23 protein-coding genes are annotated in these 24,488 nt (G+C 68.3%); 13 read left to right on the top strand and 10 right to left on the bottom strand.

Annotated elements, in window-relative coordinates:
- Window positions 1-76: 76 nt before the first annotated feature.
- A complete protein-coding gene (gene dnaA, locus IEX69_RS12160) occupies window positions 77-1,411 on the bottom strand; it encodes a chromosomal replication initiator protein DnaA (RefSeq protein WP_373284491.1) in 1,335 nt (444 codons plus the stop codon).
- A gap of 455 nt (window positions 1,412-1,866) precedes the next feature.
- Here dnaA and rpmH point away from each other — a divergent pair, with 455 nt between their 5' ends.
- The 8 genes from rpmH (at window position 1,867) to IEX69_RS12120 (ending at window position 9,950) form a co-directional block, all read left to right on the top strand.
- Entirely contained in the window at window positions 1,867-2,004 is a 138-nt protein-coding gene (gene rpmH, locus IEX69_RS12155) for a 50S ribosomal protein L34 (RefSeq protein ID WP_085021227.1), read from the top strand.
- Window positions 2,005-2,032: 28 nt separating this feature from the next.
- The gene (rnpA, locus tag IEX69_RS12150) at window positions 2,033-2,371 is read left to right on the top strand and encodes a ribonuclease P protein component (protein WP_085021226.1); all 339 of its coding nucleotides are present in this window, start codon (window positions 2,033-2,035) and stop codon (window positions 2,369-2,371) included.
- On the top strand, window positions 2,368-2,679 hold the full coding sequence (gene yidD / locus IEX69_RS12145) for a membrane protein insertion efficiency factor YidD (protein WP_085021225.1): 312 nt from the start codon (window positions 2,368-2,370) through the stop codon (window positions 2,677-2,679). The genes rnpA and yidD overlap by 4 nt, the downstream gene beginning before the upstream one ends.
- Window positions 2,680-2,696: 17 nt before the next feature.
- A complete protein-coding gene (yidC, locus tag IEX69_RS12140) occupies window positions 2,697-3,656 on the top strand; it encodes a membrane protein insertase YidC (RefSeq protein WP_115364893.1) in 960 nt (319 codons plus the stop codon).
- Window positions 3,653-4,147 carry a Jag family protein gene (locus IEX69_RS12135; protein WP_085021223.1) on the top strand — a complete coding sequence of 165 codons (495 nt, stop codon included), beginning with the start codon at window positions 3,653-3,655 and terminating at the stop codon, window positions 4,145-4,147. Before yidC ends, IEX69_RS12135 begins: the two co-directional genes overlap by 4 nt.
- A gap of 2 nt (window positions 4,148-4,149) precedes the next feature.
- Window positions 4,150-4,785, top strand: coding sequence for a 16S rRNA (guanine(527)-N(7))-methyltransferase RsmG (gene rsmG, locus IEX69_RS12130; RefSeq protein ID WP_085021222.1), 636 nt, complete (start codon window positions 4,150-4,152; stop codon window positions 4,783-4,785).
- Between the two features lie 3,244 nt (window positions 4,786-8,029).
- Complete coding sequence (locus tag IEX69_RS12125) at window positions 8,030-8,938, top strand: ParA family protein (protein ID WP_229756331.1); 909 nt, start codon at window positions 8,030-8,032, stop codon at window positions 8,936-8,938.
- Window positions 8,928-9,950, top strand: a complete 1,023-nt coding sequence (locus tag IEX69_RS12120) for a ParB/RepB/Spo0J family partition protein (RefSeq protein WP_085021220.1) — start codon at window positions 8,928-8,930, stop codon at window positions 9,948-9,950. The genes IEX69_RS12125 and IEX69_RS12120 overlap by 11 nt, the downstream gene beginning before the upstream one ends.
- Here the strand turns inward: IEX69_RS12120 and IEX69_RS12115 are convergent.
- The 6 genes from IEX69_RS12115 to IEX69_RS12090 form a co-directional block, all read right to left on the bottom strand.
- Entirely contained in the window at window positions 9,947-10,921 is a 975-nt protein-coding gene (locus IEX69_RS12115; protein WP_085021219.1) for a D-alanine--D-alanine ligase family protein, read from the bottom strand. The genes IEX69_RS12120 and IEX69_RS12115 overlap by 4 nt on opposite strands.
- Window position 10,922: 1 nt before the next feature.
- Window positions 10,923-12,254 carry an aminotransferase-like domain-containing protein gene (locus IEX69_RS12110; RefSeq protein WP_085021218.1) on the bottom strand — a complete coding sequence of 444 codons (1,332 nt, stop codon included), beginning with the start codon at window positions 12,252-12,254 and terminating at the stop codon, window positions 10,923-10,925.
- Between the two features lie 138 nt (window positions 12,255-12,392).
- Window positions 12,393-12,716, bottom strand: a complete 324-nt coding sequence (gene trxA, locus IEX69_RS12105) for a thioredoxin (protein ID WP_085021217.1) — start codon at window positions 12,714-12,716, stop codon at window positions 12,393-12,395.
- 64 nt (window positions 12,717-12,780) lie between these two features.
- A complete protein-coding gene (gene trxB, locus IEX69_RS12100) occupies window positions 12,781-13,767 on the bottom strand; it encodes a thioredoxin-disulfide reductase (RefSeq protein ID WP_085021216.1) in 987 nt (328 codons plus the stop codon).
- A gap of 115 nt (window positions 13,768-13,882) precedes the next feature.
- Window positions 13,883-15,517 carry a murein biosynthesis integral membrane protein MurJ gene (murJ, locus tag IEX69_RS12095; RefSeq protein ID WP_229756329.1) on the bottom strand — a complete coding sequence of 545 codons (1,635 nt, stop codon included), beginning with the start codon at window positions 15,515-15,517 and terminating at the stop codon, window positions 13,883-13,885.
- Window positions 15,514-17,631 (bottom strand): DUF6049 family protein, encoded by a 2,118-nt coding sequence (locus IEX69_RS12090; RefSeq protein WP_085021215.1) that lies wholly within the window; start codon window positions 17,629-17,631, stop codon window positions 15,514-15,516. The genes murJ and IEX69_RS12090 overlap by 4 nt, the downstream gene beginning before the upstream one ends.
- 111 nt (window positions 17,632-17,742) lie before the next feature.
- Here IEX69_RS12090 and IEX69_RS12085 point away from each other — a divergent pair, with 111 nt between their 5' ends.
- Window positions 17,743-19,170 (top strand): CCA tRNA nucleotidyltransferase, encoded by a 1,428-nt coding sequence (locus IEX69_RS12085; protein ID WP_085021214.1) that lies wholly within the window; start codon window positions 17,743-17,745, stop codon window positions 19,168-19,170.
- Window positions 19,171-19,275: 105 nt separating this feature from the next.
- Here the strand turns inward: IEX69_RS12085 and IEX69_RS12080 are convergent, their stop codons facing one another.
- The 3 genes from IEX69_RS12080 to IEX69_RS12070 are packed head-to-tail and all read right to left on the bottom strand — an operon-like array spanning window position 19,276 to window position 22,315.
- Window positions 19,276-20,349, bottom strand: a complete 1,074-nt coding sequence (locus tag IEX69_RS12080) for an inositol-3-phosphate synthase (RefSeq protein ID WP_085021213.1) — start codon at window positions 20,347-20,349, stop codon at window positions 19,276-19,278.
- A gap of 38 nt (window positions 20,350-20,387) precedes the next feature.
- On the bottom strand, window positions 20,388-21,122 hold the full coding sequence (locus tag IEX69_RS12075; protein WP_085021212.1) for a PIG-L family deacetylase: 735 nt from the start codon (window positions 21,120-21,122) through the stop codon (window positions 20,388-20,390).
- Window positions 21,119-22,315: a glycosyltransferase gene (locus IEX69_RS12070; RefSeq protein WP_174604561.1), complete on the bottom strand. Its 1,197-nt coding sequence runs from the start codon at window positions 22,313-22,315 to the stop codon at window positions 21,119-21,121. Before IEX69_RS12070 ends, IEX69_RS12075 begins: the two co-directional genes overlap by 4 nt.
- A 195-nt stretch (window positions 22,316-22,510) precedes the next feature.
- Between IEX69_RS12070 and rpsF the strand changes: the two genes are divergently transcribed.
- Genes rpsF through rplI form a run of 4 tightly spaced genes read left to right on the top strand, consistent with a single transcriptional unit; the run spans window position 22,511 to window position 24,153 of the window.
- On the top strand, window positions 22,511-22,882 hold the full coding sequence (gene rpsF, locus IEX69_RS12065) for a 30S ribosomal protein S6 (protein WP_373284490.1): 372 nt from the start codon (window positions 22,511-22,513) through the stop codon (window positions 22,880-22,882).
- Between the two features lie 6 nt (window positions 22,883-22,888).
- Window positions 22,889-23,395, top strand: a complete 507-nt coding sequence (locus tag IEX69_RS12060; RefSeq protein ID WP_085021209.1) for a single-stranded DNA-binding protein — start codon at window positions 22,889-22,891, stop codon at window positions 23,393-23,395.
- 30 nt (window positions 23,396-23,425) lie between these two features.
- Window positions 23,426-23,689: a 30S ribosomal protein S18 gene (gene rpsR / locus IEX69_RS12055; protein ID WP_085021208.1), complete on the top strand. Its 264-nt coding sequence runs from the start codon at window positions 23,426-23,428 to the stop codon at window positions 23,687-23,689.
- A gap of 11 nt (window positions 23,690-23,700) precedes the next feature.
- The gene (gene rplI, locus IEX69_RS12050) at window positions 23,701-24,153 is read left to right on the top strand and encodes a 50S ribosomal protein L9 (RefSeq protein WP_085021207.1); all 453 of its coding nucleotides are present in this window, start codon (window positions 23,701-23,703) and stop codon (window positions 24,151-24,153) included.
- Window positions 24,154-24,488: the final 335 nt, after the last annotated feature.

Below are 24,488 nucleotides of genomic sequence, written 5' to 3'. Positions count from 1 at the left end.
CACTGTGTGGAAACATGACGAAAGCCCCTCTCTCGGGCCGTCGTGGCCGAGGTCGGGGCTGTGTCGGGGAAGGGCGTCAGGCGCCCTTGTAGCGCTGGTCGTGCTTGATGCGGTTGCTGATCTCGGTGACCTGGTTGTAGATCGACCGCTTCTCCGTCATGAGCTTGCCGATCTTGTTGTTGGCGTACATCACCGTGGTGTGGTCTCGTCCGCCGAACAGCTGACCGATCTTGGGGAGCGAGAGGCTCGTCATCTCGCGGCACAGGTACATCGCTATCTGGCGTGCCGTCGCGATGGCCTGCGAGCGGGACGACCCGTAGAGGTCGTCGACCGAGAGCTTGAAGTACTCGGCGGTGTTGTTGATGATGTCGACCGGCGCGATGACGTTGTCGTCGTCGAGCGTGATGACGTCCTTCAGCACGGTCTGCACCAGCTGCATGTCGACGGGCGTCCTGTTGAGGCTGGCGAAGGCGGTGACCCGGATGAGCGTGCCCTCGAGCTCGCGCACGTTGGACGAGACCTTCGACGCCATGAACTCGAGGATGTCGTCGGGCACACGGAGTCGCTCGCTCTGCGCCTTCTTCCTCAGGATCGCGATGCGGGTCTCGAGGTCTGGTGTCTGCACATCCGTGATGAGGCCCCACTCGAAGCGGGTGCGCATCCGATCCTCGAAGCCGGTGAGGTGCTTCGGAGGGAGGTCGGAGGTGATGACGACCTGCTTGTTGTGGTCGTGCAGGGTGTTGAAGGTGTGGAAGAACGCCTCCTGCGTCTCCGCCTTGCCCTGCAGGAACTGGATGTCGTCGATCAGCAGCAGGTCGATGTCGCGGTACCGGGAGTGGAAGGCCGCTCCGCGGTTGTTGGCGATCGAGTTGATGAAGTCGTTCGTGAACTCCTCGGAGCTGACGTACCGGACGCGCACCCCGGGGTAGAGGCTCATCGCGTAGTGGCCGATGGCGTGGAGCAGGTGCGTCTTGCCGAGGCCGGAGTCGCCGTAGATGAAGAGGGGGTTGTAGGCCTTCGCCGGCGCCTCGGCCACGGCGACCGCCGCGGCGTGGGCGAAGCGGTTGGATCCGCCGATGACGAAGTTGTCGAAGCTGTACTTCGGGTTGAGCCTGGTGTCGTTGTTGCGCTGCGGCCCGACCGCGGTCTCCTGCACCGGAGCGGGCAGAGCCTCGACGTAGGCGGCCTCAGACACGGCGACGGCCTGCGTCTCCTCGCGCGCGGGGAGAGGGACGGAGGACTCGGCGAGCCGATAGCCGTCGATCTCGGGGTTCACCACGACGGCGAAGGTGCTGACGCCGAGTTCGCCGTCGAGCGAGCTGAGCGCCTGGATGAGAGCGGGCCGGACACGCTGCTCGAGCATGTCGCGGGTGAAGTCGTTGGGCACCTCGAGGTAGAAGGCGCCGCCCATGATCCCCTTGGGGACGACCAGCGAGAGGAAGCCCTTCAGCTGGGGGGTGATGCGCTCGTCGGCGGCCAGGACGGAGAGGACGGTGCGCCAGTTGTCTTCGGTGGAATCTCCTACCTCAGCCAACGGAACTCCTGTCGGGACGACTGCCGAACGACGACGGCCGTCGCGTGCGAGATTGCGAACATGTGCCAGTCGGTCAGACCCCGGCTGGCAGCAACTGTGAGCACCTAAGCTAGCCACTGCCATGGTCGGTGGCAAGTTTGCGGTATTGACCGGAGGTGTGTCATACACAGATGTTGTCCACAGGTGTGGAGAACGTCGGCGGACACTGACATTTGACCATTCCGCGTTGTGCACGTAGCTTTAATCAGTTGACTTATGGGTTCTGCCGAGCCCGTCCCCCTTTCTATTCGCCGGGTGTGCGTCTCGTACCGCGCCTGGACACGGAGAAAATCATGAGCAAGCGAACCTTCCAGCCCAACAACCGCCGCCGCGCCAAGGTGCACGGCTTCCGCGCCCGCATGCGCACCCGCGCCGGCCGTGCCATCCTCTCGGCGCGCCGCTCCAAGGGCCGCACCGAGCTCTCGGCCTAGTCCGACCCTGCCCTGACGGTGCGGAGCGGTGCTGGCGAGACGCAATCGACTCACCACGGGTGAGGAGTACCGCTCCACGGTGAGGCGCGGTCGGCGCTTCGTCGGCCCTCACACCGTCACCTACATTCGCGCATCCGATTCGTCGGATGCGCGTTTCGGCTTCATCGTGGCGAAGAACGTCGGCGGGGCCGTGGTGCGCAACCGGGTCCGGCGTCGGCTCAAGGCGGCGAGCTACGACCTGCTCCCCGCGGTGTCCGGCGGACTCGACGTGGTGGTCCGGGCGCTGCCCGGAGCTTCGTCCCAGCCTTACGGGGTACTGTTCGACGAGCTCTCCACGTCGCTCAGAAAAGGATCAGTGCTCGCATGAGGATGCTGCTGACGACGATCCTGCTTCTCCCCCGCAACCTGGCGGTGCTCCTGCTTCGCGGATATCGCGCGGTGATCTCTCCCCTCTACGGCGACGTCTGCCGCTACTACCCCTCGTGCTCCGCCTACACGCTGCAGGCCATCCAGCAGCGCGGTCTGGTCGTGGGCTCCGCGCTCGGCGTGTACCGCATCGCACGCTGCCACCCCTGGGCGAAGGGCGGTGTCGACGACGTCCCGCCGGTTCGTCGGCCGCGCTACCGCACCACGCCATTCGGCTTCGTCGTCTCAGCTAGCCACGGAAAGGGCTGACGCTCACCACCATGGAAATCCCCTTCATCGATACGATCCTCTGGCCCATCAAGTGGGTGGTGGAGCTGATCCTGGTGGCCTGGCACTGGCTGTGGACGAGCATCGGCCTCGACCCGGCCGCCGGCCTGACCTGGGTGCTCTCGATCGTCGGTCTGGTGATCGTGGTCCGCGCCGCGCTCATCCCGATCTTCGTGCGCCAGATCAAGAGCCAGCGCAAGATGCTCGAGGTCGCGCCACAGCTCAAGAAGATCCAGGACAAGTACAAGGGCAAGCGCGACCAGTTCTCCCGCGAGGCGATGTCTCGCGAGACCATGGAGCTCTACCGCCGCACGGGGACGAACCCGCTCTCGTCGTGTCTGCCGCTGCTGATCCAGATGCCGATCTTCTTCAGCCTCTTCTCTGTGCTGAACAATGCTCAGAAAGGTCAGGCGGGCGTCGGCCCCCTGAACGCTGAGCTCGGCAAGCAGTTCGGCGACGCGACGCTGTTCGGCGTGGCTCCGCTGCACGACACCTTCATCGGGTCCTGGAACGCGGGCGGACCGTGGCAGGTCATGGTGATCGCCGGTCTGATGGTCGTTCTCATGACGGCCTCGCAGTTCTACACCCAGCTGCAGATCATGGCGAAGAACCAGTCGCCGGAGGCCAAGGCGAGCCCGATGTACCGCCAGCAGCGCATCCTGCTCTACATCCTCCCGCTGGTGTTCGTCTTCTCGGGTGTCGCCTTCCCGCTGGGCGTGATGTTCTACTGGCTCACGTCGAACTTCTGGACGATGGGTCAGCAGTTCCTCGTCATCCGCAACATGCCGACCCCGGGCAGCGAGGCCGCGAAGGCCCGTGAGGCCCGTCTGGCCAAGCGGGGCAAGCTGGTCCAGAAGGACGATCCCGGCGTCGAGGAGATCGAGCAGCCGAAGCAGAGCACTCAGCGCCAGCAGCCGATCAGCAAGGCACGAGCGAAGAAGCAGGGGGGTCAGAAGTGACCGAGACCGACGTGACGGAGACCGAGACCGTGGACGCCGCCGTCCAGGACGACGGCGACATCGCCGCCGACTACATCGAGGAGCTCCTCGACATCTGCGACATCGACGGCGACATCGACATCGAGGTCCGCGATGGCCGGACCTATGTCTCGGTCGTGGCCTCCGGCGACAGCAACCTCCACGTCCTGTCGAACCCCGAGACGGTGACGGCTCTCCAGGAGCTCACGCGTCTCGCCGTCCAGGCGAAGACCGGCGAGTTCAGCCGGCTCATCCTCGACGTGGGCGGCAGCCGCGACGCTCGCCAGCGTGAGCTCGAGGCGATGGTCGACCGCGCGATCGGTCAGCTGGACGCCGGTGCCGAGGAGGCTCACCTCGAGCCCATGTCGTCGTACGAGCGCAAGCTGGTGCACGACATCGCCGCCGGCCGTGGCTTCGGCTCGGAGTCGGAGGGCGAGGGGCGCGATCGTCACACGGTGATCACCCGCGCGTGAGCATGGACTCCCCCGCTGTCGAGGTCGAGGCGGAGCCCGCGGTCGCGGCTTCGCTGTTCGGCGACGGGATCGAGAAGGCGCGCGCCTTCGCGGCCGACCTCGCTGCGCGCGGGGAGACGCTCGGCCTGATCGGTCCGCTGGAGCTTCCGCGATTGTGGAGCAGGCACATCGTGAACTGCGCCCTCCCCGCTCCCCTGTTCGAGGCGGACACCTCCGTGGCCGACATCGGAAGCGGGGCGGGGCTGCCGGGGATCGTGCTGGCGATCGCTCGTCCTGATGTGGCGTTCACCCTGATCGAACCGATGGAGCGACGGGTGGCCTGGCTCGAGGAGCAGAAGTCCCTGCTCGCACTCGACAACGTGACCGTCATCCGTGCCCGTGCCCAGGATGCGACGGGCTCCTACGACGTCGTCACGGCCCGAGCGGTGAGCGCGTTCTCGAAGCTCGTCCCCATGACGGTGCCGCTGACCCGCGACGGCGGGCGCCTGGTCTTCATGAAGGGCGCCAACGCCGAGGCGGAGATCACCGCGGCGGCGAAGGTGATCGCGCGCTTCCGTCTCCGCGACGTGGCGGTGTCGGTGCTCGGCGCGGACCTTCCGGTCGAGCCGACCCGCGTGATCACCGCCCTCGTTCCGTAGTTCCCCCCTCCGCTGTCGCGTGGGTGCGCGGGTGGGCTCGGCTCTCGGCGGCGGCCGCTGTCGCTTCATCACGGATTCCGTGACACCTCCGCGTATAGCCGGGGGCCTGCCCGTATTCGGTGATGAAGCGCCACGCCCGTTGCGATCGTGTAGGTCGAGCCGGCCTAGGGCTCTTCCGTTCTCGGGTGGGGCGCGTGGAAGCGGATGCGGCTCTGCGTCGTGGTGCCGCGCTCGGCGCCGCGGCTGTCGCTTCATCACGGATTCCGTGACACCTCCGGGTATAGCCGGGGGCTTGCCGATTTTCCGTGATGAAGCGACACGTCGACTGCGATCGCGCAGTTCGAGCTGGCGTATGGCTCTTCCCGTCTCGGGTGGGGCGCGTGGAATCGGACGCGGCTCTGTGTCGTGATGCCGCGCTCGGCGCCGCGGCTGTCGCTTCATCACGGGTTCCGTGACACTTCCGCGTATAGCCGCGTGCTTGCCCGAATTCCGTGACGAAGCGACATGTCGGCTGCGATCGCGCAGTTCAAGCCGGCCTATGGCTCTTCTCCTCTCGGGGGGACGTGGACGCTGCTCTGCGTGGTGTGGTTGTCGTGTTCCGCGCCGCGGCTGTCGCTTCATCACGGATTCCGTGACACTTCCGCGTATAGCCGCGTGCTTGCCCGAATTCCGTGACGAAGCGACACGTCGACTGCGATCGCGCAGGTCGAGCCAGCCTGGGGCTCTTCTCCTCTCGGGGGGACGTGGACGCTGCTCTGCGTGGTGTGGTTGTCGTCCTCCGCACCGCGGCTGTCGCTTCATCACGGATTCCGTGACACCTCCGCGTATAGCCGCGTGCTTGCTCATATTCCGTGACGAACCGACACGTCGACTGCAATCGCGCAGGTCGAGCTACCCGCAGTTCCTGTCCTCTCGGGCTGACCGGCCCCGGTTTGTGCAGGCAGGTGAAAGCGGACTCGGCGCTGCGTTGTGTCGACACCCTTCTTAGCCGCGACGGCTGTCGCTTCATCACGGATTTCGGAACACCTCCGCGTATAGACGGGGGCTTGCCCATATTCCGTGATGAAGCGACGCATCGGGTGCTATCGCGTAGGTCGAGCCGGTGCTGTCGTCACCGGGCTCGCTCCGAAGCTCGCCCCTCTCGTGCGGGCCGACTGCCCCGCTGGCGCAGGGGGAAAGCGGACCGCGCTTTGCGTTGTGTCAGTGTGGTGTTCGGGGTCCGCGGCTGTCGCTTCATCACCTAATTCGCGACACCTCTGCATATAGGCGGGGACTTGCCGGTATCCCGCGACGAAGCGCCACGTGGGGTGCGATCCCGTAGGTCGAGGCAGCTCCATGGATCCTGTCCTCTCGGGCAGTCGGTTGTGCGTTCGTGCGGCGGGCGGAAGCCGACGGGCCTGTGCGTTGTGTCAGTACTTGTTCGGTGTACTCGGTTGTCGCTTCATCGCGGATTTGGTGGAAGCTCGGCGTGTGGGAGGGAGCCTTTCCCGTATTTCGTGACGAGCCGACATGTAGGGTGCGATCGCGTAGCCGAGCCGACCGTGCGTCCCAGCCCCTTGGCGGGGCCACTCGCCCGTCTGCCTGGAGTCCTTGTTCACCAGCCGGAGCACACCCGGCTCGATGTCGTGTCGGTGCCGTACTCGGTGGCGGTGTGCGCGCTGCAGCGCCGGATTGGCGCGACCTTCGGCGTATGGGCGCGGATTTGCGTGTATTCCGTGTCGAGGCGTCACGCGGGAAGCGATCGTTTAGGTCGAGGCGTTCTGGATGATCGTCGCGCTCGTGCCGCGCCTCCTCGGTCCCTGAGCGCACCGCTCCCCCGTTCACGGCGAGTGATCGGCGGGTTGCGTGTGCGTGCGCGGTCGCGAGCGGGATGGCGGCCGTGCTTGGTGGCCTCGGTGGTCGTTTCACCGCGGAATCAATGAGGACATCGGCGTTTAGGCGGGTACTTGCGTGTGTTCCATGTTGAGGCGTCATGCGGGAACTGATCGTCTCGTTGAAGGGTTCACGCGGGTATCGATCGTTTAGGTCGAGGCGTTCCGGATGATCGTCGCGCTCGTGCCGTGTCTCGGTGGCTCCTGAGTGGATCACTCCCCCGTTGGTCCAGCCGGGTCGGCGGGTTGTGTGTGAGGTCGCGGGGCGAGTAGTGGCTGTGGCGGGGATCGCGGCGGCCGCTTCAGCACCGAATAGGCCAGACCTTCGGCGTCTAGGCGGAGACCTGCGTGTATTCCGTGTCGAAGGACATCGAAGTAGCAGTCGCGTAGGTCGAGCTGCCTTGGGTGGTTGTTGCGCTTGTTCCGGACTCCCCGTCATATGGGGCAGGCCATTCGCTGTTCGCGCAGGGAGTGCGGCGGTGTGCGGGAGGGTAGGGTTCCGCGTCGGGCGGTGGCTGTGTTGGATGGCCGCGGAGGTTGGTCCAGCGCCGAAGCTGCGGGGCCTCCGGCACATAAGCGGGGAGTTGGTTGTAGTTCGTGTCGAGGGGTCACTCGGGCGGTGATCGAGTCGGTTGAATCGACACCGGGTCCTGACGGCGCTCCCCCTGTACGTCTCGTCATCTCGCTCTTACCGTGATGCGTCGCGGCCCCTCGGTTTTGTGGGGAATGCACGCCGTCGGCTGGGTGTCCGTGCGTGGTGATAGGGAGGCGGTTTCAGGTGAGCGGTGTTCCTCGCGGCGGCGGGAGGAGTGCGCCTTCCGGACTCGATCACCTGCGCATGGGCCGAGCGCGTGAAAAGAACTGGCCGTCGTGTGTCTTTAGAGATCGTTCTTGATCATGAGGGCTTGGTCGTGTTTCACGTGAAACATCAAGTGGGCGGTTGAGCATGGCAAGTGCGGCGAGGAGCGGCTGAGACGGGCCAAACTGCTCTCTGTGGAACGCAATGACCCAGTCATAAGGCCTGCAGCTCACCCGGCAAGGTGTCCATCACGAGCTTAGGATGGCTCCTGGTGAACTTCGGCCCTTGACCTGGGGTTCTAGTGGCGCCAACGGCGTGCTCCGTGGTCATCTCGCGCCATCGAACGCTCGCCGGGTCGGTGAAGCCCATCTTGGACTCCTCCCACTCGCCTGCGCCGGTCGCCGAGACCGTCACACGGGCTATCGGCGCTCCGAACCCCACCCCACGTTTCACGTGAAACATCGCGTGAGGGGCGCATCCGCGCACAGGTTCGTTGGATAGCATCGGAGGGCTCAGTGACCGAGTCGAGACCCGGATGTTTCACGTGAAACGTCGTGATGGAGAACTGCACCGCATGCCGTCTGAATCAGCCTTCGACGAGACCACTCCCCTGGCCCGTGAGCTCGCCGACCTGTCGGAGCGCAAACGTCGACTGGCGTCACGCACCTTCCCCTTCCCGGAGACCACGCGGATCTTCACTGTCGCCAACCAGAAGGGCGGCGTCGGCAAGACGACGACCACGGTCAACCTCGCTGCGGCGCTGGCCAAGCACGGGGCGACCGTCCTGGTGATCGACCTCGATCCCCAGGGCAACGCGTCGACGGCGCTGGGCATCGAGCGTCGAGCGGACACGCCCAGCATCTACGACGTCCTCATCCACGACGATGACGTCGCGGAGGTCGTCGCCAAGAGCCCCGAGTTCGAGACCCTGTGGTGCCTTCCGTCGAACATCAACCTCGCGGGCGCCGAGATCGAGCTCGTGCCCATGGTGGCCAGGGAGCAGCGGCTGCGCACCGCCCTCGACGAATACATCTCCAAGCGAGCGGCGGAGGGCGATCCGATCCACTACGTCTTCATCGACTGCCCGCCGTCCTTAGGGTTGCTGACGATCAACGCGTTCGTCGCCGCGCGCGAGGTGCTCATCCCCATCCAGTGCGAGTACTACGCGCTGGAGGGACTGAGTCAGCTGCTCAGCAACATCCAGCTCATCGAACGGCACCTCAACCCCGCTCTGACCGTGAGCACGATCCTGCTCACGATGTACGACGCGCGAACCAGACTGGCGTTCCAGGTCGCCGAGGATGTCCGCACCCACTTCCCCACCCAGACGCTCGCCACGGTGATCCCTCGTACGGTGCGGATCTCCGAGGCGCCCAGCTACGGGCAGACCGTCATCACCTTCGACCCAGGATCGACCGGATCCGTCTCCTACCTCGAGGCAGCAGGCGAGATCGCAGACAGAGGAGCAGCACATGGCCACTAAGAAGCGAACCGGCCTCGGTCGAGGCATCGGCGCCCTGATACCGACCGAGCCGACCAGCAGTGACGGCAGCCGTCCCGTCGACGTCTTCTTCCCTGATTCGAGGGCGGTCGCGGTCTCCGCAGCGGTGCCGGGAATCGCCGAGGCCACCACGCAGGGACCTGCTCCCGATGACGCACCCGACCTGGTCGCGGTTCCTGGCGCGCGTCTCGTCCAGCTGGACCCCGCGTCCATCGTCCCGAACGCGAAGCAGCCGCGTTCGGTCTTCGATGAGGACGACCTTCAGGAGCTCATTCACTCCGTCCGCGAGATCGGGGTCCTCCAGCCCATCGTGGTGCGCGAGCTCCCGAAGGACGCGGACGGCGACGAGCCCCGCTTTGAGCTCGTCATGGGCGAGCGTCGACTCCGTGCGACGAAGGCGGCGGGCCTCGATCGCATCCCCGCCGTCATCCGCGACACGGCCGACGAGGACATGCTGCGTGATGCGCTCCTCGAGAACCTGCACCGATCGCAGCTGAACCCGCTGGAAGAGGCCAGCGCCTACCAGCAGATGATCGACGACTTCGGCATCACGCAGGACCAGCTGGCCGAGCGGATCGGTCGCTCGCGTCCTCAGATCACCAACACGATCCGCCTGCTGAGGCTCCCTCCCGAGGTGCAGAAGCGTGTGGCGGCCGGCGTCCTGAGTGCCGGGCACGCGCGAGCGGTCCTGTCGGTGGGCGACGTCGAGGCCATGACGAAGCTCGCCGACAAGATCGTCAACGAAGAGCTCTCGGTCCGTGCTGCGGAGGCCCTCGCGGCCGAGACGCCGAAGCAGAACCGATCGAAGCCGACGGCGGGGACCAAGCGCGGACACCTCGACGAGATCGGCGACCGTCTGGGCGACCGTCTCAACACCCGGGTCCGGGTCAGCCTCGGCCGCACGAAGGGTCAGATCGTGATCGACTTCGCGACGATCGATGACCTCAACCGAATCCTGGGGGAGATCGGCGAGGACGGATTCGGCCGGGCCTAGTCGAGGGGATGCTCGCCGGCGTCGCGGATCGCGACCTCGGCGAGGGTCTCGTACACCTCGCCGAGCTCGAGTCCGGCCGCCACCAGAGCCTGGGGCACGATGGACGTCTCCGTGAGACCGGGGAGCACGTTCGCCTCGAGGAACCACGGGACGCCTGCCTCGTCGACGATGAAGTCGACACGGGAGATGTGCCGGAGGCCCAGCACGTCGTGAATGCGCAGGGCGGCATCGCTCACGGCCGCGGCCACGGAGTCGTCGAGCCGAGCGGGCGTGAAGAAGCTCGTCTCCCCCGCGTTGTAGCGTGCCTCGAAGGAATAAACCCCTGATCGGGGCACGATTTCCACGATCGGCAGCGGCTGCGGGCCCTCACCGAGATCGAGGATGCCGACGGACACCTCGGTGCCGGCGACCTTCGTCTCGACCAGCGCGGTCTCGACGTAGGTGAAGGCGTCGACGATGGCTCGCGGCAGCTCGTCCTCCGCATGGACCGAGGTCACACCCTGCGCCGAGCCGCCGGTCGCGGGCTTCACGACGACGGGTCCCGGGAACGACGAGTGGACGCGCGACAGGACCTGGGCGCCGCCGAGCTCGCGAACCGAGTCGCGGGTGAGGGTCAACGAGAGGGGCGTGCTGAACCCGGCGCGCGACACGAGCACCTTCGCGACCGGCTTGTGCCACGCCAGGCGCGAGGCGTCGGCGGTCGAGCCCACATACGGCACCCCCTGCGCGGCGAGCAGTGCGCGGAGCGCGCCGTCCTCACCGCTCGCGCCGTGGAGCGCCGGCCACACCACATCGGGACGGGACTCCTCGAGGTACGGAAGGAGGGTGGCGTCGGGATCGCGCACGACGACCCGGTGCCCGCGGGCGGCCAGGGCCTCGGCGACGCGGCGCCCGGAGCGGAGCGAGACGTCGCGTTCGTGCGAGATGCCTCCGGCGAGGACGAGTACCGTGCGAGGGGTCTTGGAGGTCATGTCAGTCCAGGTTCGGGGGCGGCGCGGAGAACGAGGTCGAGGCGGATCGGAGCGGCACGGGTGCGCCGGAGGAGAACGTGCTGACGAGGTCGGTCTCGCCGCTGATCACCGTCTGGAGACGGCGGACACCGACCCGGATCATCTCCGGCGTCGGATAGCAGAACGACAGTCGGATGTTGTCGTGCCCTCCCCCATCGGCGAAGAACGCGGTTCCCGGGGTGTAGGCGACGAGCTCCTTGACGGCACGGGGCAGCATCTTCTTGGAGTCGAGGTACGGCGGAAGGGTCAACCACACGTAGAAGCCGCCCTGCGGATCGGTCCAGCTCAGCTCGGGGAGGTACTCCTGCAGCGCGGAGATCATCGCCTCCTTCCGCTCGCGGTACACCCCGCGGAACCGGTCGACCTGGGCCCGCCAGTCCACGGTCTCGAGGTACTCCGAGATCACGAGCTGCGAGAAGGAGGACGGAGAGAGGATGGCCGCCTCGTTGGCCAGGATGAGCTTCTCTCGGATCGCGTGCGGTGCGACGGCCCATCCGACCCGGAAACCGGGCGCGAACGTCTTGGAGAACGTACCGAGGTAGATGACCCCGTCCTCCTCGACGGACCTCATCGCCGGAGGCGGAGGCGTGTCGAAGTGCAGCAGGCCGTACGGGTTGTCCTCGAGGACGAGGATGCCGTTGTCGCGGGCGATCTCGAGGATCTCGAGACGACGCTCCCAGGTGAGAGTCACTCCCCCGGGGTTCTGGAACGACGGGATCATGTAGAGCAGCTTCAGTCGCTTGCCCAGACCCTTCAGGCGCGCGATCTCCTCGCGGAGCGACTCGGGGATCATCCCGTGCTCGTCGCTCCGCACGTGGAACACGTCGGCCTGGAACGACTTGAAGATGACGATGGCGGTGAGATAGGTGGGACCCTCCGCCAGCACGGCGTCGCCGGGGTCGAGGAACAGCTTGCTCACGAGCTCGAGCGCGTGCTGCGATCCGGTGGTGATGACGACGTCGTCGGCGCTGGCCCGGATGCCCTCCATCGCCATCACGTCGAGGATCTGCTCCCGCAGACGGGGCACCCCCTGCCCGGAGCCGTACTGGAGCGCGACCGAGCCCCGCTCGGCCATGACGCGGTTGAACGACTCGGTCACCAGCTCCTGCGGAAGCGCGGAGACGGCCGGCATCCCGCCGGCGAGCGACACCACCTCGGGCCTCGAGGCCACGGCGAACAGGGCGCGGACCTCGGAGGCGGCGAGCCCGGCGGTACGGGCGGCGTAGTTGCCGTACCAGGGGTCGAGGTTGTTGCCCGAAGACTGCGTTGACGTGTGACTGCTCACTGCACTCATCCCATGTTGACCGAGATCCCATGCTAGGGCAGACGAAAGTGGCCCGTGCACGAGGTGCGACGGGCCACTTGGATGCGCGTGGCCACCCCCGACGGGCGCGCCGGGGATGGCTGCGGAGCCGGCGAGGCCGGCGCGAGGTCAGATGAAGTCGGCGAGATCGGCCTCGAGGGCCGCCTTCGGCTTCGCGCCGATGATCGTCTTGACGACCTCTCCGCCCTTGTAGACCTTGAGCGCCGGGATCGAGGTGATCTGGTACTTCATGGCCGTCTCGGGGTTGTCGTCGACGTTGAGCTTGACGATCTCGATCTTGTCGCCGTGCTCGGCGGAGATCTGGTCGAGGATGGGGGCGACCGCACGACACGGACCGCACCACTCGGCCCAGAAGTCGACCAGGACGGTCTTCTCGTTGCCGAGGACGTCGGAGGCGAAGCTGGCGTCGGTGACTGCCTTTGCGTTGGACATGGTTCCTTCTCTCTGATGGTCTGTGATGCTCGTCGCCGTCGGCGGCGAGATGGTTCGGTGAGCCCTACTCCGCGCTGACGAGCTGCTCCGCTTCGAGCGGGATGCCCGCCGCCTTCTCGACCTCGATCTGGTCGAGCGCGGCGAGGTAGTGCTCGGCGTCGAGAGCAGCGACGGTGCCCGACGCCGCGGCCGTGACCGCCTGGCGGTAGCTCGGGTCGATGACGTCGCCCGCCGCGAACACGCCGCGGAGGTTCGTCTTCGAGGAGCGGCCCTCGACCGCGATGGTGCCGTCGGCGGTGAGGTCGAGCTGACCGTGCACGAGGTGGACCCGGGGGTCGTTCCCGATGGCGACGAAGAGCCCCTGCACCGGCAGCTCGCGGGTCTCACCGGTGATGGTGTCTCGGAGGGTGAGCGCCTCGACGGCGTTCTCGCCCGTGATGCCGGTCACCTCGGAGTTCCAGACGAACTCGATCTTCTCGTTCGTCATCGCGCGCTCCTGCATGATCTTCGAGGCGCGCAGCGAGTCCTTGCGGTGCACGACGTAGACCTTCTCGGCGAAGCGGGTGAGGAAGGTCGCCTCCTCCATGGCCGAGTCGCCACCGCCCACGACGGCGATCGTCTTGCCCTTGAAGAAGAACCCGTCGCAGGTCGCGCACCACGAGACACCGCGACCCGACAGACGCTCTTCGTCGGGGAGGCCGAGCTTCCGGTAGGCCGACCCGGTGGCGAAGATGAGCGAGCGGGAGTCGTAGGACCCGCTGTACCCGGTCTCGACGTGCTTGACGTCGCCCGTGAGGTCGACGCTGGTGACGTCGTCGAGGATGACCTCGGCACCGAACTTCTCGGCCTGCTCCTGCAGCTTGGACATCAGGTCGGGACCCATCACGCCCTCCGGGAAGCCGGGGAAGTTCTCGACCTCGGTGGTGTTCATCAGGTCGCCGCCGGCCTCGACGCTGGAGGCGAGCACCACGGGCTTGAGGCCGGCGCGGGCCGCGTAGATCGCAGCGGTGTACCCGGCGGGGCCGGAGCCGATGATGACGATGTCGCGCATGTGAGTCCTACTCCTCGTGGAGACCACGGATCTGGACCGCCGATCGCGGTCCTCGTGCAGTAGAACACATCCTAATCTCGCGCTATTCCGCCGTCGGCGGACGCTCGGCGCGCCTTCAGGAGGGGTCGGGACGACGGCGCCGGATGCGCGACATCACAAGTGCGCGGGCCTCGTGCACCTCGGGCGAGCGGAGCAGGAGGAGGGCGCCGGCGTAGACGGCGAGCATCACGACGCCGACGATCAGCATGGTGAGGATCGGGGTCAGGTATCCGCCCGTGATGAAGTCCGTCCCGAAGAGCTGCTGCAGCGCCCACATCACGAGCAGCCCGACGATGCCGGCGGGCACGGCCGCGCCGACGAAGCGGGCGAAGCTGACGAGGACGGTGCGGCCCCCCGCTCCGCCGAGCTTGCGCCGCACGAGCAGGGCCGCGACGAGGGTCTGGACCCCGGTCGCCGCCGACAGCGACAGCGCCAGGCCGATGGCGATCCACTGCACGGGGAGCAGCCCCGACAGCAGGGCGAGGACGGCGAAGATCGACGCCTGCAGCACCTGGAGGAAGAACGGGGTCCGGGTGTCGCTGAGCGCGTAGTACACCCGCTGCAGGATGAACAGCACGGTGAACGGGATGAGCCCGACCAGGAACGCGATCAGCACGTTGCCCATCGCGACGGCGTCGGCGGCGGTGTCGCTGAACAGGCTCGCGAACGGATAGGCGACCACGGCGAGCACCACGTTGGCGAGCACCATGAACGCCGCGGTGGTGCGCAGCAGGGTGGACACGTCGACCCGGAAGGACCCCATGTCGCCCTTGCTGGCGTGGGTGCTCATCCGGGTGAAGAACGTCGTGGCGATCGAGACCGTCACGAGCGAGTGCGGGAGCATGAAGATCAGCCAGGCATAGCTCACGGCGGCGACGGACGCGCCCTGGCCCGAGGCGATCGCGGCGATGTTCGTCTCCAAGAGACCGGCGGCCTGGGTGACCAGGAGCATCGCGAACGTCCAGCCGGCGAGCTGACCGGCGCTGCCCAGGCCGACGCCGCGCCAGCGGAAGTCGGGGCGGTAGCGCACGCCGACCCGTCGCCACGCCACGAAGAGGATGAGCGCCTGGGCGGCGACCGCGACCGTGGTGGACCCGCCGAGCAGGACCACCATGCTCGGCGACCAGTCGGTCACCGCGCGGACGCCCTCGCTGTCGGCGCCGAAGAGCACCATGAACGCCACGAGCCCGAGGATCGAGACGACGTTGTTGAGCACCGGCGCCCAGGTGAACGGACCGAACGCGTTCTTGGCGTTCAGGACCTCTCCGAGCACTGTATAGAGGCCGTAGAAGAAGATCTGCGGCAGGCACCAGTAGGCGAAGACGACCGCCAGGGCCCGCTGGTCGCCGGTCCATGTCGTCGTCGAGATCCAGACCAGCGCCGGTGCGGCCAGCGTGGCGACGAGGGTCGTGGCGCCCAGGATCACCATCGCGATGGTGAGCAGCTTGTTGATGTAGGCGCTGCCCCCATCCGAATGCAGCATCGCCCGGACGATCTGAGGCACGAGCACCGCAGAGAGCGTTCCTCCGGCGATGATCGCGTAGATGTTGTTGGGCAGCTGGTTCGCGACGGCGAACGCGTCGGCGCTCGCGCTGTTGACCGCGCCGATCGTCGCTGCGAGCACGATCGAGCGGACGAAGCCCATGATCCGGGAGACGAAGGTGCCCGACGCGAGGAGCACGCTCGAGCGTCCGATGCTGGACGGGCTCACTCGGCGACCTCCTCGTGGGCGGTGCTCTGCGCCGCTTCGTCCTCGGCGCTCTGCGCCGCGTGGCGCCTGCGGCGCTTGATGATCTCGCGGGTGATGCCGATGCCGAACAGCACGACGACCAGGCCGCCGGCCACCGCGGTGCCGACGGTCTCCCAGTCGGCGCTCACCGTCACCTGCCGCGCGGGCGGCGACGACAGCACGGTCCCGTCGGGAGCCAGCAGCTGGAGCCGCAGCAGGACCTGCCCGTTCGCGACCTGGGCCTCGAGCGGGATCTTCACGCTCTTCCGCGAGCTCGCCTCCAGGGTCACGGGGGTGTCGGTCTGCCCGACCACCAGCCGGCCATTCGACGGCACCGCATGGAGCACCACGCTCACGGGATAGGGCAGATCGTTGGCCAGCGTGATCGGCAGCTCGGACTGGTTGCTCACCATGGTGATGCTCGATCCGTCGACGATCTGCACCGACTCGAGGGTCTTGGCGGTGGCGTTCACGACGTCGGAGGTCGCGGTCGCGAACGCGGCGGGCCGATCGGCCCAGGCGTTCGCGAGGGTGCTGAGCGCGACGGCGCGCGATCGGCCCTGGATCAGCTGCGGGTCGTCGAGGACGCTGGAGAACGTGTCGAGCCGGGGGATCGTGCCGAGCACGGAACGCACCTGGTCGACGCGTTCGGCGGGCTCGGCGGAGTCGACCAGGGTCGCCGACGCCGTGGTGCTGCGGACGGAGTCGACGAGGTCGCTGAAGTCGGTGGTGCCCGCCCACGGCACGGACTCGAGCGCCGAGAAGAGGCGGTCGGTCGACGCCGGCGGCGTGCTGTCGCGATCGAGCACGATGAGGGTCCCCCGGTCGCCCGTCGACGCGGAGCGCTGAGCGTCGACGGCGAGGGCGGCGGAGAGCTCCGCGATCGACTGGCCCCTGGTGATCTCGTCGGTGTCGCTCACGCTCCCCCGCGCGGCGACCGAGGCGGCGCGGTCCGAGACGAGGACCGGGCTGTCTCCGATCAGCGCCGAGGATCCGGGAAACTCGCCCCCGGAGGAGTCGGTGAGCTGGCTCGAGCCGATCAGCGGTGTCTCGAGACCCGAGGCGAGGTAGAAGCCGAAGTCGTCCGCGACGACCGTGCCGTCCCGGGGCCACGCCACGCCCGTGCTGGTCCAGTTCCAGGCCAGGAGCTGATCCGTCGTGGGAACGGTCCCGGAGGCGAAGTCCGACGCATCCAGGGCCCAGCTGAAGGAGGTCGGCGTGAGGGCGGAGGGGAGGCCGGCCTGCGCCTGCGCCGACAGGTCCGCATCGCCGTACTGGAGGGCGAAGGTGTCGTTCGAGACGTCCGCCAACCGGGCGAGCCAGGCCGACGCCGACTCGGGCGCACGGGTGCCGAGGACCCGGATCGACGCGATGATGCGGGGATCGATCGCCAGCGCGACCGGACGATCGGCGTAGGCGTCGAGCTGGGCCGTGAGCACCCCGTCGGGCGCCGTGTAGGCCTTCAACTCGTCGCTGCTGAGGAGTGCGGATGTGGTGACCGGCACGGTGATCGGTGCGACGAGGGCGACGGGATCGGCCGTCGGGGCCCCGCCCTGGTTCCAGACCACCGCCGATCGACTGGTCGCCTCCACGTCGCCCGCGACGGTCACCTCGGCCGACACGCCGTACGCACCCCACTCGGTGAGACCGAACGCCCCCGGGTCGATGGTGACGGAGACGGAGTGGGTCGCGCCGGAGGGCACGGAGGGCATCGACGCCGAGCCCACCGGCACGGTCGTCGCCGTGACGCCGTCCGCGGGGGCGAGCCACGAGGACAGGGCGGCATCGTCGGCGAGGCGGGTCCGGTCGAGCTCCACCTCGACCGCGCCGGGAGCGAGCGTGGACGCCGTGCCGTTCGTCACCTGGACCTGCACGGAGTAGGCCGCGCCGGGGGTGACGACGCCGTTGGCCGAGGGCGACATCTGGACCGACACCGTCCCGTCGTTCAGCGGGCCGGGCGACGCGGTGGGGGTGGGCGTCGGCGTGGGGGTCGAGTCGGCGAACGCGGCGCCCGGGGTCGCGAAGACCGCGCCGGCGACGAGCGCTGCAGCTGCGATCGCGGGCGCGACTCGAGGGGATCGGCGCGCTTCGTGCATGGGGGCTGGGGACACCGGCGCTCGCCGCGCATCCGTGACAAGTGTAGGACGACCCCGCCGGGAGACCCGGGAGGCGAGAGCTGGGAGGGCCGTCGCGGCTACACTGTCCCGGTGCAGTCGGTCCAGCAGTCGCTCGAGTTCCTCTCGCGACTGGCCTCCGAAGGGCCGGTCGCGACCCTCGCGGCCGCCTTCGCCGAGGCCGGCTACGAGCTCGCTCTCGTCGGCGGGCCGGTGCGCGACGCCTTCCTGGGCCGGCCGATCACCGATCTCGACTTCACGACCGACGCGCGACCCGACGACATCCTGCGGATCGTCACCCCGATCTCGCAGGCGCAGTGGGACGTCGGACGGGCCTTCGGCACGATCGCCGCTCGCATCGACGGCGAGAGCGTCGAGATCACCACCTACCGCAGCGACGTCTACGACGGCCGGACCCGCAAGCCGGAGGTCGAGTTCGGCGACACGCTCGAGGACGACCTCACCCGTCGCGACTTCACGGTGAACGCGATGGCGCTCCGGCTGCCCGAGCTCAAGCTCGTCGATCCCTCCGGCGGCATGGACGACCTGATCGCCGGCGTCCTGCGCACCCCCGGCGCTCCCGAGCGCTCGTTCGGCGACGATCCGCTGCGGATGCTCCGCGCGATCCGGTTCAGCGCGCAGCTCGGTTTCCGGGTCGACGTCGACACCGCGGTGGCCATCTCGGAGCTGCGCGACACCATCGAGATCATCTCGGTCGAGCGGATCAAGGAGGAGCTCTCGAAGCTCCTGAAGACGGATGCGCCCCGGCGCGGCGTCGAGCTGCTGGTCGAGAGCGGCCTGGCCGACCTGATCATCCCCGAGATCCCCGCGCTGCAGCTCGAGATCGACGAGCACCACCACCACAAGGACGTCTACCAGCACAGCCTCACAGTGCTCGACCAGGCCATCGACCTCGAGCGGAGCCGGCACCCGGGATCCCCGCCCGATCTGGTGCTGCGCCTCGCCGCGCTGCTCCACGACATCGGCAAGCCGGCGACGAAGCGCAACGAGCCCGGCGGACAGGTCAGCTTCCACCACCACGACGTGATCGGCGCGAAGATGGCGCGCAAGCGGCTGCGTGCGCTGCGGTTCGACAACGACACGATCGCGGCGGTGTCGCGGCTCATCGAGCTGCACCTCCGCTTCTTCGGATACACCGACGGCGCCTGGACCGACTCCGCGGTGCGTCGGTACGTGCGCGACGCCGGCGACCAGCTCGAGCGTCTGCACATCCTCACCCGAGCCGACGTGACGACCCGGAACCGGCGCAAGGCCGACCGGCTGCAGTTCGCGTACGACGACCTGGAGGAGCGCATCCGCGTGCTCGCCGAGGAGGAGGAGCTCGCCGCCGTGCGGCCGGACCTCGACGGCAACGACATCATGCGCATCCTCGACATCGGCCCCGGCCGCGAGGTGGGTCAGGCGTACGCGTACCTGCTCGAGGTCCGCCTCGACGAGGGCCCTCTCCCCCGCGAGGAGGCGGAGCAGCGCCTCCGCGCCTGGTGGGCCTCCCGCGCCTGAGCACGGCCGCACTCTCATGACCCCACCCCGGATCGCCACCCTGGTGACCTTTCGCCATGCGCATGAGCGTGGCGAAAGGTCACGAGCATGGCGAAACGTGGGGGGTCAGGAGAGGTGGGCGGCGATGAAGTCCTCCAAGGCGGCACGGGCCTCATCGTCGGGCATCTGCCGGGCGGGGCTCTTCATGAAGTAGGCGCTGGCCGCCTCGAGTGGACCGCCGAGGCCGGCGTCCTTCGCGATCTTCGCCGCACGCACGGCGTCGATGATGACGCCGGCGGAGTTCGGCGAGTCCCACACCTCGAGCTTGTACTCCAGGCTCATCGGGGCCCCGCCGAAGCCGTGACCCTCCAGCCGGACGAACGCGAACTTGCGGTCGTCGAGCCACGGCACGTGATCGCTCGGCCCGATGTGCACGTCGTGCGCGGGCAGGTCGATGTCGATGTTGCTCGTGACGGCCTGGGTCTTCGAGATCTTCTTGCTCGACAGGCGGCGACGCTCGAGCATGTTCTTGAAGTCCATGTTGCCGCCGACGTTCAGCTGGTAGGTGTGGTCGATCTGGATGCCCCGGCTCTCGAGCAGGCGGGCGAGCACCCGGTGGGTGATGGTCGCGCCGACCTGGCTCTTGATGTCGTCGCCCACGATCGGCAGGCCCGCCGCGACGAACTTCGCCGCCCACTCCGGATCGCTGGCGATGAAGACCGGGATGGCGTTGACGAACGCGACACCCGCATCCAGGGCCGCCTGCGCGTAGAAGCGGGTCGCCTCCTCCGAGCCGACGGGCAGGTAGCTGACGAGCACGTCCGCTCCGGATGCGCGCAGCGCCTCCGCGACGTCGGCCGGCTGGGCGTCGGACTCCTCGATCATGTCGACGTAGTACTCGCCCAGCCCGTCGAGGGTGGGGCCGCGCTGCACCAGCACGCCGGTCTCGGCGACGTCGGCGAACCTCAGCGTGTTGTTCTCGCTCGCCCAGATGGCCTCCGCGAGGTCGACGCCGACCTTCGCCGCATCCACGTCGAACGCGGCCACGAACTCCAGATCGCCGACGTGGTGGGGTCCGAAGCGCACGTGCATGAGGCCCGGCACCACCTCGTCGTCGGGAGCGTCCCGGTAGTAGGTGACACCCTGCACCAGCGAGTTGGCGCAGTTGCCGACACCCGCGATCGCGACCTTGACGCTCATCGGACCTCTTCCCACGTCGTTGCACAAACGCAACGAGCTTACCGAGCGCTGCGGTACCGCTCGACGACGCCGACCGGGTGACGCTGACCGCCGCTGAGTACGAAGTCGTCGCCGTCGAGGGTCAGCTGCGAGGCGTGGGCGGTCATCGCGGCCCGCTTCGCTGCGAGCGAGCCGAGGGTCAGCAGGTCGAGCGCGCTCTCGCCCGGGCCGTCGTCGACCCGGGGCTCCACGATCTCGACGAGCGGCAGGCGGAGACGCTCGGCGACGGCGCCCGCGGCCTCGCGCATCCGCACGTGATCGGGGTGCCCGTATCCGCCCCGCACGTCGTAGCTGACGATCGACGTGGGCTCGAAGGCGGTCGCGAGAGCGGTCAGGTCGGCGACGACCTCGTCGAGGGGGGCGAGGCTCAGCGCGTCGCCCGGCGCGTCCTCAGCCGCGACCGCGAAGCCGTCCGGCCCCCAGGCCATGCCCGAGTCGACGTACCTCCGGTCGCGCTCCTCGCCCAGCCAGGCGTGCTGCGGGCGGCCGAGCGCGGTGAGGGCGGCGGCGAGCTCGCGCTCGCGGTGGGGTGCGAGGGCCGGAGTGCCCTCGAAGGCGTGGAGCGGGCCGGGCACGACCTCGCCGCGCTCGCCCCGCGTGCCCGTGACGACGAGCACCGCCGCACCTCGGGCGAGGAGGGCGGCGATCGTGCCGCCCGTGGAGATGGTCTCGTCGTCCGGATGCGCGTGGGCGAACAGGACGCGATCGCCGAGTGCGGTCAGCAGGTCGGTCATGCGCACGCCGTCCGGAGCGAGACCACACGGTCGTAGTCGTTGAGCATCTGCTCCGCCGCGCGATCCCAGGTGCGCGAGGCGGCGTGAGCCAGGGCGCCGCGTCGCAGCGGGATGCGCTCGAGGTCGTCACGCGTCATCCGCAGCATGGCGGCCGCCCAGGCCTCCGGATCGCGCTCGGGCACGAGGAGCCCGGTCACCCCGTCGATCACCGACTCGGACAGGCCGCCCGCACCCGAGGCGATCACGGGGACGCCGCTGGCGGCGGCCTCGAGCGCGACGATGCCGTAGGTCTCGGAGAACGAGGGCACGAGGAGGGCCGCTGAGCGTCTGAGCAGCTCCGCCGCGTCGGCCCGTCGGCGGGCCGGCAGCAGCTCGACCCACGGATCGAGGCCGAGCGCGGCGATGCGGGCGCGCAGGATCCTGCCGTACTCCTCGTGTCCGGGGCTCACACCGCCCGCGATCACGAGGCGGGGTCGCGCCGGGGCGGGGATGCGGGCGAGGGCCTCGATCGCGAGGTCGGCCCCCTTGAGCGGCTGCAGTCGAGCCAGGAGGAGCAGGGGGCCGCCGACCGGTGCGGGGTCGACCGGATGGAAGAGATGGCTGTCGACGCCGGGTTCGACCACGTCGACGCAGGACTCGGATGCGCCGTAGTCGCGCACGACGGCCGCCGCCTCGAAGCGGCTCGCGGCGATCGTGAAGGCCGACCGGCGCACGGCCTCGTGCTCCGCGTCGATGCGGGTCTGCGGCTCGGGCCGGTCCCCCGGCGCGAGGAGCGCGTTCTTCACCGTGGCCACGGTGTGGAGGCTCGTGATGTGCGGGATGCCCTGGGCCTCCGCCACGGGCAGGGCGGCGGCCGCGCTCAGCCAGTAGTGCGAGTGCATCAGGTCGAAGCGCGGCAGCGCGCCCAGGGCGGCGCCGAACTCGGCGGTGAGGGCGGGGAGCTCGGACTTCGGCACCGGCGCCGGAGGCCCTGCGGGGAGGTGACGCACAGGGGCCCCGCCCGGAGTGGTGTGGAGGTCGCCGCGGGGCTGGTCGGCGGACGTCCGTCGAGTGAGCAGCTCGACGTCCGCTCCGCGAGCGGTGAGCGCATCCGCGAGGCCGGCGAGGTAGACGTTCATGCCGCCGGCGTCCCCCTCCCCCGGCACGTCGAGGGGGGACGTGTGCATCGAGACGAGGGCGACGCGGATGCTCACCCCACCAGAGTAGACGCGGATCCCGTCCCTCCCTGGTCGGGGATCCGCGGCTCTGCTAGCATGTACAGGTTGTCCTGCGCCCAGTGGCGATCGCCACGCGGACGCGGACAGATGCAGATACACCCTCCTGTCACAGACCGTCTGTGACCGTTCTAGTCCGAAGGAGGTGGGTTTGTGACGCATCAGTACGAACTCATGGTGATCCTCGACCCCGAGATCGATGAGCGCACCGTGGCCCCGAGCCTCGACAAGTTCCTCAACGTCATCCGCAACGACGGTGGCACCGTGGACAACGTCGACATCTGGGGTCGCCGCCGTCTCGCCTACGAGATCAACAAGAAGTCCGAGGGCATCTACGCCGTGGTGAACCTCACCGCGACGTCGGAGTCGACCAAGGAGCTCGACCGCCAGCTGAACCTCTCCGAGGCCGTCATGCGCACCAAGGTGCTGCGTGCCGAGGAGGGCTTCGCCCAGGTCGCGGCAGCCCAGAAGCTGGCCGAGGAGAAGGCCGCCCGCAAGGCGGCCGGCCCGAAGTCGGCTCCCCGTGCGGCGGCGGCGAGCAAGTAGTCCGTCATGGCAGGTGAGACCGTCATCACCGTGGTGGGCAACCTCACGGCCGACCCCGAGCTGCGCTACACGCAGAACGGGCTCGCTGTCGCGAACTTCACCATCGCGTCGACGCCGCGCACCTTCGACCGCCAGTCCAACGACTGGAAGGACGGAGAGGCGCTCTTCCTCCGTGCCAGCGTGTGGCGCGAGTTCGCCGAGCACGTCGCCGGGTCGCTGACCAAGGGAAGCCGAGTCATCGCGACCGGTCGTCTGCGTCAGCGCTCCTACGAGACGAAAGAGGGCGAGAAGCGCACCTCGATCGAGCTCGAGGTGGACGAGATCGGCCCCTCGCTGCGCTACGCGACCGCTCAGGTCACCCGCACCTCGGGTGGCGGCGGTGGCGGTGGCGGCCGCGGTCAGGTGAGCCAGTCGAGCGAGCCGTGGGCGGCATCCGCCCCCGCGACCTCGTCGAGCGACCCCTGGAGCAACCCCGGCGGTGGCGGCGGCTACGCCGACGACACCCCCTTCTAAACACTTCTTCCTCAGAACAGGACACTTCTCATGGCTGGAAAGTCGAGCGGCGATCGCCGCAAGCCGCTCCGCGGCAAGGGCGCGAAGAACGCAGCGCCCGCGAAGTCGATCCGTGTCGGCGTCATCGACTACAAGGACGTCGCCACTCTTCGCAAGTTCATCTCCGAGCGCGGCAAGATCCGTGCTCGCCGCATCACCGGTGTCTCCGTGCAGGAGCAGCGCCTCATCGCCCGCGCCGTCAAGAACGCGCGCGAGATGGCGCTCCTGCCCTACGCAGGCTCTGGCCGCAACTAAGGAGCGCACGCATGTCGAAACTCATCCTCACCCACGAGGTGACCGGGCTCGGCTCCGCCGGTGACGTCGTCGACGTCAAGAACGGCTACGCCCGCAACTACCTCATCCCTCAGGGCTTCGCCGTGGCGTGGAGCCGCGGTGGCGAGAAGCAGGTCGAGCAGATCAAGTCGGCCCGCGCCGCTCGTGAGCTCGCCACCCTCGAGGAGGCGCAGTCGCTCAAGGCCAAGCTGGAGGACACCACCGTCAAGCTGACCGTCAAGGCCGGCAAGGAGGGTCGTCTCTTCGGCTCGGTGAAGACCTCCGACATCGCGGACGCGGTGTCGGCGGCCGGCATCGGCGACCTCGACCGTCGCAAGATCGAGATCCCGACCGCCATCAAGTCGGTCGGCACCCACGAGGCCACGGTGCGTCTCCGCGACGACATCTCCGCCTCGATCACCCTCCAGGTGGTCGCAGCAAAGTAGCAGCTCCCGCTGCCAGGTGGCAAGAGCCGAAACGGCTCTTGCCACCTTTGTTTTCCCCAGATCCATCCACAGGTGACGACACTTCACAGAAGTCTCCACTACCAGTCGAACCTTTTCGATGTGCACAGGGTTGGGATGGATGGAATCCCTGGTCAGAGCGGATATCGTTCAGTGGCTGCGTCATCTTTCCACAGTCGTTCCCACAGCTTGTGCACAACCCGCCCGGCGTTTTGCCCACGTCCTCCACACTTCTGTCCACAGGCCGTGTTGAAGCCGAGGGACGACGTTCCGTAGGGTGAGGCGCGCCCAGGGGGAACCCGTCGGATGTCGGTCGT

It is taken from the genome of Cnuibacter physcomitrellae, assembly GCF_014640535.1.
Lineage (GTDB): Bacteria > Actinomycetota > Actinomycetes > Actinomycetales > Microbacteriaceae > Cnuibacter > Cnuibacter physcomitrellae.
The sequence above is the reverse complement of the archived record's forward strand: the minus strand, read 5'-3'. Positions and strand labels throughout refer to the sequence as shown.